Origin of the sequence: Anaeromyxobacter dehalogenans 2CP-C (assembly GCF_000013385.1) — a bacterium.
Taxonomy (GTDB): domain Bacteria; phylum Myxococcota; class Myxococcia; order Myxococcales; family Anaeromyxobacteraceae; genus Anaeromyxobacter; species Anaeromyxobacter dehalogenans_B.
The window spans coordinates 3956157-3970751 of the sequence record NC_007760.1; the positions used below are offsets into that span (position 1 = coordinate 3956157).

At 72.6% G+C, this 14595-nt stretch carries 12 protein-coding genes; all 12 read left to right on the plus strand.

All coding sequences use genetic code 11. The annotated features are described in order from the left end of the window. Nucleotides 1-151: 151 nt before the first annotated feature. The 12 genes from ADEH_RS22875 to ADEH_RS17855 all read left to right on the plus strand — a co-directional run bounded on the left by ADEH_RS22875 (nt 152) and on the right by ADEH_RS17855 (nt 14592). The gene (locus tag ADEH_RS22875; RefSeq protein ID WP_011422491.1) at nt 152-1294 is read left to right on the plus strand and encodes a DNA cytosine methyltransferase; all 1143 of its coding nucleotides are present in this window, start codon (nt 152-154) and stop codon (nt 1292-1294) included. Next, nucleotides 1291-1737, plus strand: coding sequence for a very short patch repair endonuclease (locus tag ADEH_RS17810; RefSeq protein ID WP_011422492.1), 447 nt, complete (start codon nt 1291-1293; stop codon nt 1735-1737). Before ADEH_RS22875 ends, ADEH_RS17810 begins: the two co-directional genes overlap by 4 nt. Before the next feature lie 19 nt (nt 1738-1756). Continuing rightward, complete coding sequence (locus ADEH_RS17815) at nt 1757-2542, plus strand: hypothetical protein (RefSeq protein WP_011422493.1); 786 nt, start codon at nt 1757-1759, stop codon at nt 2540-2542. 101 nt (nt 2543-2643) lie between these two features. Then, a complete protein-coding gene (dnaE, locus tag ADEH_RS17820) occupies nt 2644-6276 on the plus strand; it encodes a DNA polymerase III subunit alpha (RefSeq protein ID WP_011422494.1) in 3633 nt (1210 codons plus the stop codon). A 285-nt stretch (nt 6277-6561) separates the two neighbouring features. Next, the gene (locus ADEH_RS17825) at nt 6562-7329 is read left to right on the plus strand and encodes a sulfite exporter TauE/SafE family protein (protein ID WP_011422495.1); all 768 of its coding nucleotides are present in this window, start codon (nt 6562-6564) and stop codon (nt 7327-7329) included. Then, a complete protein-coding gene (locus ADEH_RS17830; RefSeq protein ID WP_041453667.1) occupies nt 7326-7595 on the plus strand; it encodes a DUF1634 domain-containing protein in 270 nt (89 codons plus the stop codon). The genes ADEH_RS17825 and ADEH_RS17830 overlap by 4 nt, the downstream gene beginning before the upstream one ends. Before the next feature lie 551 nt (nt 7596-8146). After that, nucleotides 8147-8578, plus strand: coding sequence for a helix-turn-helix transcriptional regulator (locus ADEH_RS17835; protein ID WP_232287323.1), 432 nt, complete (start codon nt 8147-8149; stop codon nt 8576-8578). Between the two features lie 139 nt (nt 8579-8717). Beyond that, entirely contained in the window at nt 8718-9929 is a 1212-nt protein-coding gene (locus ADEH_RS17840) for a threonine ammonia-lyase (protein WP_011422497.1), read from the plus strand. 1 nt (nt 9930) lies between these two features. Beyond that, a complete protein-coding gene (locus ADEH_RS23165; protein ID WP_157061391.1) occupies nt 9931-10095 on the plus strand; it encodes a DUF1049 domain-containing protein in 165 nt (54 codons plus the stop codon). 184 nt (nt 10096-10279) lie between these two features. After that, on the plus strand, nt 10280-10852 hold the full coding sequence (locus tag ADEH_RS17845; protein ID WP_041453669.1) for an RNA polymerase sigma factor: 573 nt from the start codon (nt 10280-10282) through the stop codon (nt 10850-10852). 30 nt (nt 10853-10882) lie between these two features. Then, complete coding sequence (locus tag ADEH_RS17850) at nt 10883-14095, plus strand: serine/threonine-protein kinase (RefSeq protein ID WP_232287324.1); 3213 nt, start codon at nt 10883-10885, stop codon at nt 14093-14095. After that, nucleotides 14092-14592, plus strand: coding sequence for a hypothetical protein (locus tag ADEH_RS17855; RefSeq protein WP_011422500.1), 501 nt, complete (start codon nt 14092-14094; stop codon nt 14590-14592). The genes ADEH_RS17850 and ADEH_RS17855 overlap by 4 nt, the downstream gene beginning before the upstream one ends. The last annotated feature ends 3 nt before the right edge of the window (nt 14593-14595 follow it).

Sequence of the window (14595 nt, forward strand, 5' to 3'; positions counted from 1 at the left end):
AGCTAGGCGGCCTGTCAGACTGGCGTCGTACCTTCGCGCGATGGCGCGCGTAGAAAAGCTTGGCTCCCTGGATGCCGCCCTCGTCCAGCAACCGCTCCCACTCAAGGTTCGCAGACCGAGGCGGACTGCGCGAGCGGAACGCGAGCGGCGGGTGCTCAGCGTTGCGGGCCTGTTCGCGGGCATCGGGGGACTCGAACTCGGAATGGCACGCTCGGGGCATCACACGAAGCTCCTGTGCGAGAACGACGCGTGTGCGCGCGCGGTTCTCGATGCCCGATTTCCCGAGGTGCCGAAGCACGGGGACATTCGAACTCTCGAGCGCCTACCCAAAGACACATCCCTCGTCACCGCGGGTTTCCCATGCCAGGACTTGAGCCAGGCGGGGAAGACGGCGGGCATTCTTGGGTCTCGATCCGGCCTCGTCGGAGAAGTGTTTCGACTGCTAGAGCAGTCCACCGTCCCGTGGATCTTGCTCGAGAACGTCCCGTTCATGCTTCAACTCAGCCGCGGGCGGGCGATGGACGTGATCGTTCAGGGGTTCGAGACACTCGGGTATCGTTGGGCCTACCGGGTTGTGGACACGCGGGCATTTGGCCTCCCACAACGTCGGGAGCGCGTGTTTTTTCTCGCGTCGCTGGAAGAAGACCCCCGCTCGGTCCTGTTCGCCGATGAAGCAGGAGCGCCGGAGCAGGAGGATCCCGCAGGCCTGGCCTGCGGGTTCTACTGGACGGAGGGCGTTCGCGGTCTGGGCTGGGCGGTCAACGCGGTCCCAACGTTGAAGGGGGGATCGACCATCGGGATCCCTTCTGCTCCCGCGATCTTGCTGCCGTCAGGCGAAATCGTGAAGCCTGCCCTTCGCGATCTCGAGCGCCTTCAGGGATTCCAGCCAGACTGGACGAAACCGGCTGAAGCCGTTGCCAAGCGCGGGTACCGTTGGAAGCTAGTGGGCAACGCGGTGACGGTCGATGTGGCCGCCTGGATTGGTGACCGACTCGCGCGACCACTGCCGCCCGTGAACGCAGTGGGTCAGCGCCTCCTGCCCGGTTCGGCATGGCCGCGAGCCGCCTGGAACGTCGGCGATGGTCGGTTCTGCGCGCCGCTCTCAGCCTGGCCCGTCCGTCGTCGCGGTGCGCCTCTGCATCGTTTCCTGAAGGACGATCCAGAGTTGCTGTCCGCCAAAGCCACCGCAGGTTTCCTGGGGCGCGCGCGAACGAGCACGCTCCGCTTTCCTCCGGGATTTCTCGCGTCGGTGGACGCCCACCTGAGAAGGATGCAAGCTCTCGCGGCGGCATGAGCGAGACTCGATCGAAGCGGCACCCGGAACTCGTTCGCGACGAGGCAACCTCCAAGCGACTCGGGCGCGTCCGACAACGAGACACCGGTCCTGAGCTCATCGTCCGCCGCATGCTGCATGGCTTGGGTGGGCGATATCGGAGATCCTCGAAAAAGCTTCCTGGGTCGCCGGACATCGTGAACTGGAGCCGGCGCTGGGCCGTGTTCGTCCATGGATGCTTCTGGCACTGGCATAACGACTGCGGGAGAGCCTCCGTTCCGAAGCGGAACCGCGCATTTTGGCTCGCGAAGCTCAACGCGAACCGCAGGCGCGATTGCCGCGTGATCGCTGATCTGGAAGCGCTCGGGTTTCGAACGATGGTACTCTGGGAGTGCGAGATCGAGGAGCGGCCGCTCGACGTCGAGCGCAAGCTTTCGCGCTTCCTCGCACGCGTCGCCCGCTGACCATCAACTCGGAGCACGGATGTCCCCGAAGCTGCCCGCATCGCCCTCGGCCAAGGCGGACCGACTCGCCAAGCTTTCGCGCATCGCGTCCATGGCCGACGTGCTGAACTACGCCGGCCCGCGCCCAGACGGTCGGGATGGAAAGGGGCCGTACGGGGCTCGAATGTCCGACGCGCTCGCCATGCTCTTCGCTCGCGCCCTTCGAGACGATTTTCCCGGCATTCTCCCGAGGCAAGACGGAACAGGGGGTGAATCGCGCGCCCGGACCGCGAAGGGCTTCAAGAAGCTCGACGTCAACTATTCGACGCCTGAACTCGGTCTCGCGCTCGGCGTTTCCATCAAGACGGTGAACTACCGCGACCCAGGCACGAAGCGTTACACCAAGAACTACTCACGGGTCGACAACGAGCTCCGAGCCGAGGCGATGGACTACCATGAGCGCCAACCGTACTCGGTGCTGGCTTGCGTGCTCTACCTTCCGTACGACGCTTGCGATGACGCCGGCGTGGCAAAGGGCGAAGAAGCAGGCATTTCCTCCTTCGGCGCCGCCGTGCGCTACTTCAGGAACCGCATCCCGCGCAGCGAGCCACATGACGTGCCCGATCTCTTCGAGAGGTTCTTCATCGGGCTGTATGAGACGGACGGGCCTCGGCGTGGCACGGCCGCGTACTACGACGTGGCGCGCCCGAGACCTCCGCGTGCCGGTCGCCCGGATGCTTCCCAGGTGATTCGGTTCGAGGATGTCATCCGAGAGATCCGATCGACGTACGACGATCGGAACAACCCACCGTTCGATTGGTCCTAGCAGAAGCTGAGGATTTCGCTTCGCCAGGGCGTGCCGTCTGCCCCGAATGCCACTTCCGGCGTCTTCCGGATGTGGGGGGTGCCTGCTAGACATCGGGCCCGATGCCCGACTTCGTCCACCTGCACCTGCACACCCTGTACTCCCTCCTCGACGGCGCCATCCGCATCAAGGACCTGCTGAAGACGGTCAAGGCGAAGGGCATGAGCTCCGTGGCCGTGACGGACCACGGGAACCTGTTCGGCGCGGTGGACTTCTACAAGAAGGCCAAGGAAGCCGGGGTGAAGCCCATCCTCGGCATGGAGGCCTACGTCGCCGGCGACAAGGGGCGCACCGACCGCTCCGAGCGCATCGGCCGCCACCTCATCCTGCTCGCGAAGAACGCCGAGGGCTGGGCGAACCTGCGCTACCTCTCCTCGAAGGCGTTCACCGAGGGCTTCTACTACGACCCGCGCATCGACAAGCAGCTCCTGCGCGACCACTCGAAGGGCCTCGTCGGCCTGACCGCCTGCCTGGCGGGCGAGGTGCCGCGCCTGGCGCGGCAGGGCGACATGGACGGCGCGCGGCGGGTGGCGCGCGAGTACCGCGACATCTTCGAGCCGGGCTCGTTCTTCCTCGAGGTCCAGTCGAACGGGATGCGCGAGCAGCTCGACGTCAACGCCAAGCTCGCCCAGCTCGGCCGCGACGAGGGCATCCCGCTCGTCGGCACCGCCGACGCGCACTACGTGAGCCGCCAGGAGGCGAAGGCGCACGAGGTGCTGATGTGCATCGCCTCCAACAAGACGTTCCAGGATCCGAAGCGGCTCCGCCACGACACCGACGGCCTGTTCGTCGCCGGGCCCGACGAGATGGCGGCGGCGCTGCCCGACTTCCGCGAGGCCCTCGACAACACGCTGCGCATCGCCGAGATGTGCAACGTCGAGCTGCCGCTCGGGAAGACGTTCCTGCCCTCCTTCACGCTGCCGGAGGGGATGAGCGAGGACGACTACATCGTGAAGCTCGCGCGGGAGGGGCTCGACCGGCGCTTCCGCGAGATCGACGGGAAGTACCCGCACGACCGCGACCTCTACCGCCAGCGGCTGGAGATGGAGCTCGGCGTCATCAAGAAGATGGGGTTCCCGGGCTACTTCCTCATCGTCCAGGACTTCATCAACTGGGCGAAGGAGCACCACATCCCGGTGGGCCCGGGCCGCGGCTCCGGCGCCGGGTCGATCGTGGCCTGGTCGCTGCGCATCACCGACCTCGACCCGCTCCGCTGGAACCTGCTCTTCGAGCGCTTCCTGAACCCGGAGCGCGTCTCGATGCCGGACTTCGACGTGGACTTCTGCCAGAACCGCCGCGACGAGGTCATCCAGTACGTCCGCGGCAAGTACGGCCAGGACAACGTCGGCCAGATCATCACGTTCGGCTCGCTCAAAGCGCGCTCGGTGATCCGCGACGTGGTGCGCGTGATGGGCCTGCCGTTCGCCGAGGGCGACCGGATCGCGAAGCTCGTCCCGGACCCGGTGCAGGGCAAGACCCCGCCGCTCAAGGAGCTGGTGTTCGGCTCGGACAAGATGCCGGCCGAGCCGCGCCTGAAGGAGCTCTACGACAAGCCCACCGTGATCTCGCAGTGGGTGGACGACAAGGGCGTCCAGAACAAGGTCACCACCAAGGACCTGCTCGACATCGCCATGTCGCTGGAGGGCCTGAACCGCCAGGCCGGCCTGCACGCGGCCGGCGTGGTGATCGCGGACAAGCCGCTGTGGGAGTACGTGCCGGCGTACAAGGACGACAAGTCCGAGATGCTGGTGTCGCAGTTCGCGAAGGAGGAGGTCGAGGCCGCCGGCCTGGTGAAGTTCGACTTCCTCGGGCTGAAGACGCTCACCGTCATCGACGACGCCCTGCGGATGGTGAAGCGGAACCACCCGGAGATGAAGGACTTCGCCGCGAGCGACATCCCCATCGACGATCCGGCCGTCTACGAGCTCATCAGCCGCGGCGACACCGGCGGCGTGTTCCAGATGGAGTCCTCCGGCTTCACCGAGATGGTGGTGAAGATGAAGCCGTCGCGCTTCGAGGACGTCATCGCCGCCGGCGCGCTCTACCGGCCCGGCCCCCTCGACCAGAAGCTCGAGGACGGCCGCACCATGGTGGACGTCTACATCGACCGCAAGCACGGCCGCGAGAAGGTGCAGTACCCGCACCCCAGCCTGGAGAAGGTCCTCGAGCCGACCTACGGCGTGATCGTCTACCAGGAGCAGGTGATGCAGATCTCGCAGGTCCTGGCGGGCTACTCGCTGGGACAGGCCGACCTGCTCCGCCGCGCCATGGGGAAGAAGAAGGCCGAGGTCATGGCCAAGGAGCGGGTCGGCTTCCTCGCCGGCGCGGTCGCGAACGGCGTGGACGACAAGGTCGCCGGCGGCATCTTCGACCTCATGGAGAAGTTCGCGGCGTACGGCTTCAACAAGTCGCACTCCGCCGCCTACGGCCTGCTCACCGTCCAGACCGCCTGGCTGAAGGCGCACTACCCGGTGGAGTTCATGGCCGCGCTCATCTCGAGCGAGGCCTCCAACACCGACAAGGTGGTGCTCCACATCTCCGAGGCGCGCGCCAGCCAGCTCGAGGTGCTCCCGCCGGACGTGAACGAGTCCGACGCCGCCTTCGGCGCGTTCCCGCCCGGCGCCGAGTCGCCGAAGGGCTCGCGTGGCCGCATCCGGTTCGGCCTGGGCGCGGTGCGCGGCGTGGGCGACTCGGCGGTGCAGGCCATCGTCGAGGCGCGCGCGTCGGGGCCGTTCAAGTCGCTGTTCGACCTCGCCGGGCGGGTGGACTCGAAGAAGATCAACAAGAAGGTGCTCGAGGCGCTGGTGAAGTCCGGCGCGCTCGACTTCGAGGGCGTGCCGCGCTGGCAGCTCTACTTCGGCATCGACGCCGCCATCGCCGCCGGCGCGTCGGCGCAGGCCGACCGCGCCAGCGGCCAGGCCTCGCTGTTCGGCGCGCTCACGCCGTCCGCGGCGACCGAGGCGAAGCCGCGCTACCCGAGGCCCGGCGACGCGGTGGGCGAGGTGAACGTGGAGGAGTGGCCCGAGCGCGTCCGGCTCGCGTTCGAGAAGGAGGCGCTCGGCTTCTACCTCACCGGCCACCCGCTGATGGGCTACGAGCGTGAGGTCCGCCGCTACGCCTCCTCCACCTGCGCCGCGGTCGCGCACAAGCGCCACGGCGACAAGGTCACCGTGGTCGGCGTGGTCGCGTCGCTGCGCGAGCGCATGAACAAGGAGAAGGGCACGCGCTTCGGCTTCCTCACGCTCGAGGACCTCACCGGCACCACCGAGGTCATCTGCTGGGCCTCGCGCCCGGCGCAGAACGGCCGCCCCGCGCAGAAGGGCTGGTCGGACTGGGAGCACTTCGTGAAGGGCGACGAGCCGGTGCTGGTGCACGGCGAGGTGCGGATCAACAACCGCGAGGAGGAGAACCCGCGGGCCGAGATCACCGCGCTCGACATCGAGCCGCTCGCCGCGGTCCGGAACCAGAAGACCAGCGAGATCGCGCTCCGCATCGACGCCGACCGGCTCACCGCCGCGCGCGCGGGCGACCTCCGGGCGCTGCTCGGGCGCTTCTCCGGGAGCTGCCCGGTGACGGTCCGCGCCGTCATCCCCGAGCAGACCGAGACCACCATCGCGGTGCCGCTGAAGGTGCAGCCCGCCGACGAGCTGCTCGAGTCGGCGCGCCGCCTCGGCTTCGAGGTCGAGCTGCGCTGAGCGTCCCTCGACTCCGGACCGCTTCGCGGTCTCGGTCGCTCACCCTGAGCGTCCCTCGACTCCGGACCGCTCCGCGGTCTCGGTCGCTCACCCTGAGCGTCCCTCGACTCCGGACCGCTCCGCGGTCTCGGTCGCTCACCCTGAGCGTAGGCCGGGCCGCCAGGCACGGCCGGAGTCGAAGGGTCGGGATGAGCGACGGATCCGCTGCCGAGCCGCAGGCACGGCCGGAGTCGAAGGGCGAGCGTGGTTTCCGGGCGTCCATCCGTACGGTAGAGTGGCCGCCCCGTGACCGCTCTCCTGCTCGCCGCCGTCGGCCTCGGCGCCGGCACCCTCGGCGCCCTCATGGGCATCGGGGGCGGCATCATCGTCGTCCCGATCCTCACGGCCGGCTTCGGCCTCCCGTTCCGCCACGCGGTGGCGGTCTCGCTGGTCGTGATCATCGCGAGCTCGTCCTCCGCGGCGGCGTCCTACGTGGACCGCAAGCTCTCCGACATGCGCGTCGGCGTGGTGCTGGAGCTCGCGACCGTCACCGGCGCCATGCTGGGGAGCGCCGTCGCCGGCCTCGCGCCGGTGGGCGTGCTGAAGGCGCTGTTCGCGGCGGTGGCGGTGTACTCGGCGCTGGTGATGTGGCGCCGCCGCCCCGCCAGCCCGCAGGCCTCGGAGGGCGAGCCCTACACCGTCCGTCGATGGGGCACCGGCCTCGGCGCGAGCGCGTTCGCGGGCGCCATCTCCGGCCTCATCGGCGTGGGCGGCGGCTTCATCAAGGTGCCGGTGATGACGCTCGCGATGGAGCTGCCGTTCAAGGTCGCGGTGGCGACCTCGAACTTCATGATCGGCGTGACCGCCGCCGCGAGCGCCTACGTGTACTACGCGCGCGGCGACCTCGAGGTCGCGGTGGCCGCGCCGGTGGTGGTGGGCGTGTTCGCCGGCGCGCGCCTGGGCGCGACGCTGCTCGGCCGCATCCCGGCGGCGCGGCTCCAGGCGGCGTTCTCCGCGCTGCTCGTCCTGCTGGGCGGCCGCATGGTGTGGGACGTGCTGCGGGAGCTGCCGTGAACCGCACGGTGTCGCTCGCGCTCTGGGCCGGCACGCTCACCGGCGTCGGCCTCTGCGGCGCCGCCACGCTCGCGTACGCGCTCGACGTGGAGGCCGCGAGCCACCTCGCGCGCCTCGGCGTCATCGCGCTCTTCGTCACGCCGCCGCTCCGGCTCGCGGTGGCCGCCGGCGGCTTCTTCGCGGTGGGTGAACGCCGCTTCGGCGCCGCCTCGACGGTGGTGCTGCTCGCGCTGCTCGCGGCCGCGGTCCACGCCGCGAACCGCTGATCGGCGCCGACCGCGCGGGGCCCGCCGTCGCGCGGGGGCGCGCCCGGCGCGGCGCGCGTGCGTACGTTGCCGGCGGAGCCGCCGCGCATGTCCTGCCCGTTCCTTCGCCGCTCGCACCCGCCCCGCTGCGGCGGGGTGGACGGAGCGGCCCAAGCGGTCCCGCACGAAGCGTCAACGTCCCTGTGCCGGGTCGCTCATCAGGGTTGCCTCGTCTTCCGGGTGATCCGCGCCACCGGACGGGCAGTGCATCCCTCCGATTTCAGGGCATGGGTTGCCGCTTCCGTCGCACCAGGAAGGACCGGACCCGATGCGCCCACCCCCTCCGACGCAGATGCGTCATAAACCCTCGGAACCCCGAAGGAGATCGCGACCGCTCGGGATGCGAGTGACCACTCGTTCGCAGGGCTGTAGTATGTGGGTCCTGTCTCCACACGGAGGCAAAGGGGGTGCTGGCCATGATGCGAGCGAACGTTCGCGTTCCCGCTCCGCGCGGGGCTGCCGCTCATTGCGACGCGGGTGGGCTTCTGCGCGCCGACCGGCAAGCGGAGGAGATGCTGAAGGTGTTCTTCGCGGATGCCGCCGACGGCGCGCTGATGCCGTCCGAGCTCCGCGGCCTCACCGACGGGGCCCAGAACGGGCCGCCCGGCGTGCGCCGCACGCTGGTGATGGAGGGCCACGGCGAGCGGCTCCGCATCGAGGTGACCGCCGTCGGGAAGGGCAAGACGCAGCTCCACCTCTGGCGTGAGCCGCTCCCGGAGCCGCTGCAGGCCGGCCCCGAGGCCGCCACCGCCACGCCGGCCGACGGCCTCACCCAGCGCGAGCGGGAGGTCGCGCTGCTCGTGGCCGACGGGCTCCGCTCCCGCGAGGTGGCCGAGCGGCTCGGGATCGCCTCCCAGACCGTGAAGAGCCACCTCAAGACCATCTTCGACAAGCTGGGCGTGCGGAATCGCGTCGAGCTCGCGCGGAGGCTGGTGCAGCACTAGCGACGGGCGGCCGCGGGCCGCTCGCGACGGGCCTCTCCGGCGGCGTCCGGCGCCGCCGCGACGCCCGTTCCTCGTCCGGACCGCGCGCGGGCGGCGCTTGCCGTTCGCCGGCGCGCGGCGGTAGCGTTCGCGATCCACCATGGTGACGCTCCCCGACGTCCAGGCCGCGCTCGGCCGGATCCGCGACCGGATCTACCTCTCCCCCTGTGCCCGCACCGAGACCCTCTCCCGCCTGAGCGGCACCAGCGCCTTCCTCAAGCTCGAGAATCTACAGATGACCGGCTCCTACAAGGAGCGCGGCGCCCTCAACACGCTGCTGCTGGCAGGGGAGGCCGAGCGCGCCCGGGGGCTCATCGCGGCGAGCGCCGGCAACCACGCGCAGGGGGTCGCGTACCACGCCGGTCGCCTGGGGGTGAAGGCCACCATCGTGATGCCCGAGTCCACGCCCATCATGAAGGTGGCGAACACCCGGGCCCACGGCGCGCGCATCGTGCTCCACGGGGCGAACTACGACGAGGCGTACGCCGAGGCGCGGCGGCTCGAGCAGGCCGAGGGGCTCACCTTCGTGCACCCGTTCGACGACCCGCGCATCATCGCCGGCCAGGGCACGGTCGGGCTCGAGATCCTCGAGCAGGTCCCGGAGGTGGACGCGATCCTGGTGCCCATCGGCGGCGGTGGGCTCGCCTCCGGAGTGGCCGTGGCCGCGAAGGCGCTGCGCCCCGAGGTTCGGATCGTGGGCGTGGAGACCGAGGTGCTTCCCAGCATGCTCGCGGCGCTCGAGGCGGGCCGGCCGGTCACGCTCGAGCCCGCCAGCACCATCGCGGACGGCATCGCCGTGAAGCGCGCCGGCGACCTCACCTTCGACCACGTCCGGCGCCTGGTGGACGAGATCGTCACCGTCTCGGAGGAGGAGATCGCGAGCGCGATCCTGTACCTGCTCGAGAAGGAGAAGACGGTCGCGGAGGGGGCCGGCGCCGTCGCGGTGGCGGCGCTCATGAACCGCCGGGCCGCCGGGCTCGAGGGGCGGCGCGCGGTCGCCATCGTCTCCGGGGGCAACATCGACGTGAACCTGGTCGCGCGCATCATCGAGCGGGGCCTGGTGAAGGACGGGAGGCTGGTGCGGGTGAGCGTCGCGCTCACCGACAAGCCGGGGCAGCTCGCCAAGGTCTCGGCGATCATCGCCCACCACCGCGCCAACGTGATCGAGGTCCACCACACGCGCGCGTTCGCGACGCGGTTCGGCGACACGACCCTGCAGCTCACGCTGGAGACCCGCGGCCTCGAGCACGTCCAGGAGCTCCTCCAGGCGCTGCGCGAGCGCGGGTACCAGGTGCAGCAGCTCGGGATCTGACGTGTCCTTCCGCGCCCGGACCGCCATCGCCGCGCTCCTGCTCGCCGCCGCGATCGGGTTCGCCGCCGGCTGGCTGGTCGGGCTGCGGTCGGACGACAGCGTGGAGGCGCGGGTCCGGGACGAGGCGCACCGGCTCCGGGAGCGCATCCACGAGCTGTCCCGCTGAGGATCGCCGGCCCACGGGTCACGCCGGCCGCGCCCGCCCCTCCCTCGTCGGGAACGTCCACGCGGAGGGCCCCACCGTGCGCGCCTCGCCCATTGCGGCAAACGGCATCGTCCGTTATGGTCGGCCCTCTCCCGGCCCGTTCCCGGCCGTCCGGCCGGTCCGCGTCCTGGGGCCCCTCGCCCGGATGACCGATCACGGACGCGCCGCACCGTTCCTCGAAGCCGGCGATCATCGGGGGGCCGCCGAGGCGGTGCTCCGCGAGTACGGCCCGCAGCTCCTCGGCTACCTCTCCTCGATCCTGCGCAACGACGCCGACGCGGCCGAGGTGTTCTCGCAGTTCACCGAGGACCTGTGGCGCGGCCTCCCGGGGTTCCGCCGCGAGTGCCCGATCCGCGTGTGGGCCTACCGGCTCGCCTGGCACGCCGCGGCCCGCCACCTCCGCGACCCCTACCGCGGCCGGGGCCGCCGCCTCGAGACCCACGAGCTCTCTCGCATCGCCGACGAGGTCCGCTCCTCCGCGCTGCTGGGGCGGCGCGAGGCGCGGCAGCGCGGGATCGATCGGCTGCGCGCGCGCCTGCAGCCGGACGAGCAGACGCTCCTGGTGCTGCGGCTCGACCGGGGCCTCTCCTGGCGCGAGGTCGCGACCGTGCTCGCCGACGAGGGCGACGCGGTGGACGAGCCGGCGCTCCGGAAGCGGTTCGAGCGCCTGAAGGAGAAGCTCGCGCGGATGGCGCGGGAGGAGGGGCTGCTCGAGTAGCGGCCGCATCCCATGCGCGAGGCGCCCCGCGTGATCCCCCCGGAGCTGGAGGGCGAGAGCCAGGAGTTCTCGGACCTGCTGCTCGAGCTCGCCGCCGCGCCGGCGCGCGATCCCTCGCAGCTCGCCGCGCCGCTCGAGGCCGGGATGGTGGTGGGCCGCTTCGAGCTGCTCCGCGAGATCGGCCGCGGCGGCTTCGGCCTGGTGTTCGAGGCGCGCGATCGCGAGCTGGGCCGGCTGGTCGCGTTCAAGGCGATGCGCCCCTCCCGCGCCGAGCCGGCCGCGCTGGAGAAGCCGCTCCGCGAGGAGGCGGAGGCGGCGGCGCGGCTCAACCACCCGAACGTCGTCACGCTGCACGACTTCGGGATCCACGAGGGCACGCCCTACCTCATCCTCGAGCTGCTCCGCGGCGAGACGCTCCAGCAGCGGCTGAAGCGCGGCCGGCTGCAGCCGGAGGAGGCGGTGCGGATCGCGCGCGACGTGGCGAGCGGCCTCGTCCACGCGCACTCGCGCGGCGTCCTCCACCGCGACCTGAAGCCCGGCAACGTGTTCCTCACCGAGGCGGGCGGCGTGAAGCTGCTCGACTTCGGCCTGGCGCGGCTGCTCGACCGGGCCAGCCTGGCCGGCGGCACGCCCGCGTACATGGCGCCCGAGCAGCTCCGCGGCGAGCCCGGCGACGCGCGGGCGGACGTGTTCAGCGCCGGCGTGGTGCTGTGGCAGATGCTCACCGGCGAGCTGCCGTTCCCGGTGGTGGACGGGCGCAGCACCGTGCTCGACCCGGGCCCGCCGCCGCGGCTCCCGCTGGAGGACGCGCCGCCCGCGCTCGCCTCGCTGCTCACGGCGGCGCTCTCGCAGGCCCCCACCGGGCGCCCGCAGACCGCGCTCGGCCTGCTCGACGGGCTCGCCGGCGTGGAGCAGGCCTACGCCGGCCGCGCCGCGGCGCAGGCCCGCGCCGCCCGCCTGCGGCGGCTGCGCCGGACCGCCGCCGCGGCGGCCGGGCTGGTGGTGCTGGGGCTCGCCGCGGCCGCGGCGCTCGCCATCCGGAGCGGCGCCCACGCCGAGCGGGCGCTGCGGGCGGCGCGCGTCGCGGGCACCGCCGACGGCGCCTCGGATCCGCTGGTCGCGGCGCTGCTCATGGCCGAGCTGCCCGACGAGCCGCCGCCCCGCGCGGTCGCCATCGCGCAGCGCCTGCTCTCGGAGCCCATCCCGGAGACCGTGCTCGACGGCGTGCCGAAGGGGCTCGGCCTCGCGGTGAGCCCGGACGGCGCCTGGGTCGCGGTCGGCGGCGAGCAGGGCGGCGCCAAGCTCTGGCGCGCCGACGGCACCGGGGCGCCGCGCGTGCTCGCCGCGGACGGCGCGGCCCGCACGGACGGGCTCGCCTTCACGCCCGACGGCCGCCGCCTCGTCACCGCCGATCACGCCGGCGCCCTGCGGGTCTTCGCGCTCGACGGCGACGCGCCGCCGCGCACCCTGCCGGCCGGCTCGGTCCCGCTGGTCAAGCTCGCGCTCGATCCGGCCGGCCGGGTGGCGGCGGCCGGCGCGCTCGACGGACGGCTCTGGCTCGCGGACGTCACCGGCGCCGCGGGCGGGACGCCCCCGCGCGCGGTGCTCCACGACGGCGCCGTGCTCGCGCTCGCGTTCTCGCCGGACGGCGCCCGCGTCGCGACCGGCTCGGTGGACGGGTTCGTGCGGGTGATCGCGTCGCCCTCGGGCGCGGTGCTCGCGACCGCGCCGCTCCCGGGCGGCGTGCCGTTCTCGGTGGCGTGGTCGCCCGACGGCCGCGTCATCGCGGTCGGCTCGGAGGACGGGCTGGTGCGCCTGCTCGGGCCCGACGGGCGCATCCGGCAGACGCTCGGCGCGCCCGGCATGGCCGTGTCCTCGGTCGAGTTCGACCGCGCCGGCACGCGCGTGGTCGCGGGCTCGCAGGACGGCGCCGCGCACGTCTGGCGCCTGGGCGCCGCCGGACCGGAGATCCGGCTGCGGGGCCACCGCGGGGGCGTCGCGTACGCCGCGTTCGCGCCCGACGGGCGCCACGTCATCACCGGCGGCACCGACGGCACGGTGCGCATCTGGCGCGCGGACGGCGAGGGCACGCCGGTGGTGCTGCGCGGCCACACCGTGATCGACGGCGCGCCCACGCCGGACGGGACCCGCGTGTTCACCCGCGGCACCGACGACGTGATCCGCGTGTGGCGCACCGACGACCCCCGCCAGCGCGGGCAGCTCGTCGGGCACGAGGCGCTGGTGGACACGGTGGAGTGGACGCGCGACGGCACGCGCGTGCTCACCGCGAGCCACGACGGCACCGCCCGGCTCTGGCCGGTGCACGGCGGCGCGGCGCTCACCGTGCGCGATCCGGGGAACGTGATCCACTCCGCCGACCTCGATCCCACCGAGCGCACGTTCGTGACCTCCTCCGAGGATCGCACCGTGCGCGTGTGGGACGCCGCCACCGGCGCGCTGGTGCGCGAGCTGCGCGGGCACGAGGGCCCGGTGCTGTCGGCCGCGTTCAGCCCGGACGGCACGCTCATCGCGAGCGGCTCGCTCGACAAGACCGTGCGCGTGTGGCGCGCCGACGGCACCGGGACGCCGCTCGTGTTCCGGGGCCACGGCGCGGTGCTCACGGCCGTGACCTGGACGCCGGACGGCAAGGCGGTCATCTCGTCGTCGCAGGACGAGGCCTCGGCGCACGTGTGGCCGCTCGACGGCTCGCCGCCGCGGATCATCAAGACCGAGCGCCCGGTGTTCCGCGCGGTGGTGGCCCCCGACGGCACCCTGCTCGTGCCGGAGCAGGGCGGCACGCTGCGGCTGTTCGGCCCGGACGGCGAGGAGCGGGCGCCGTTCCCGGCGCTGCCGGAGGGCCTGTTCTCCGCCGCCGTGAGCCGCGACGGCCGCCGCTGGGCACTCGCCTCGAGCGACGGCAGCGTCCGCGTGTACCCGCGCGACGGCACCGGCGACCCGCTGGTGCTCCGCGCGCACGAGGGCGCGGTGGGCCACGCCGCGTTCAGCCCGGACGGCACCGAGCTCGCCACCGTGTCCGCCGACGGGACCGCGCGCGTCTCCACCGTGGACTGGGCCCGGCTCCGCGCCGCGCTCCGGGGCGCGACGTCCGCGTGCCTGCCCGTGGCGCACCGGGTCCAGGTGCTGGGTGAGGCGCGCGCCGAGGCGGAGCGCCGCTTCGCGGCCTGCGAGACCGCCCACGGCCGTGTCCCGCCACGCGCGGCCGCCCCGGGGAGCCCGCGATGACCGTCCGCCGCCCGCCCGCGCTCGCCGCGCTCGCGCTCGCCGCCGTCGCCACCCTCCTGCCGGCGCCGTGCGCGAGCGCCGACGCGCCCGACCGGCGGCGCGAGCCGCCGCCCAGCGCCGAGCTCCCCCCGCCCGGCGCGGAGCGGATCGAGATCGACGTCGTCTTCCCGGACTGGCAGTACACCGGCACGTTCCGGCTCCGCAGCGCCTCGGGGGCGACGCTCGACGAGGGCGTGGCTCGGGACATGGGCGGGTTCCCTGCCGGCGGCGGCGTGGTGGAGCGGGTGCTGGAGGGCGGGCGCGGCACGCTGCGCGTCCGGCTGACCACGGCGCGCAAGGGCGCGGCGGCGCCGGTGGTGGGGCGCTGGCGGCTGCTCGACGGCACCGGCGCCTACGCGACGATGACGGCGAACGGCACGTTCACCTCGTGCTCCAGCGGCAAGGCCGGCCGGAGCAGCCTGTACGAGCAGTGGTACATGCTCGGCCACGCCCGCTGAGGC

What these genes read in the sequence shown, in the direction of transcription:
- ADEH_RS17810 (WP_011422492.1), top strand. Translation starts at nt 1,291, where the DNA reads ATGAGCGAGACTCGATCGAAGCGGCACCCGGAACTCGTTCGCGACGAG.
- ADEH_RS17815 (WP_011422493.1), top strand. Translation starts at nt 1,757, where the DNA reads ATGTCCCCGAAGCTGCCCGCATCGCCCTCGGCCAAGGCGGACCGACTC.
- dnaE (WP_011422494.1), top strand. Translation starts at nt 2,644, where the DNA reads ATGCCCGACTTCGTCCACCTGCACCTGCACACCCTGTACTCCCTCCTC.
- ADEH_RS17835 (WP_232287323.1), top strand. Translation starts at nt 8,147, where the DNA reads ATGCTGAAGGTGTTCTTCGCGGATGCCGCCGACGGCGCGCTGATGCCG.
- ADEH_RS17840 (WP_011422497.1), top strand. Translation starts at nt 8,718, where the DNA reads ATGGTGACGCTCCCCGACGTCCAGGCCGCGCTCGGCCGGATCCGCGAC.
- ADEH_RS17845 (WP_041453669.1), top strand. Translation starts at nt 10,280, where the DNA reads ATGACCGATCACGGACGCGCCGCACCGTTCCTCGAAGCCGGCGATCAT.
- ADEH_RS17855 (WP_011422500.1), top strand. Translation starts at nt 14,092, where the DNA reads ATGACCGTCCGCCGCCCGCCCGCGCTCGCCGCGCTCGCGCTCGCCGCC.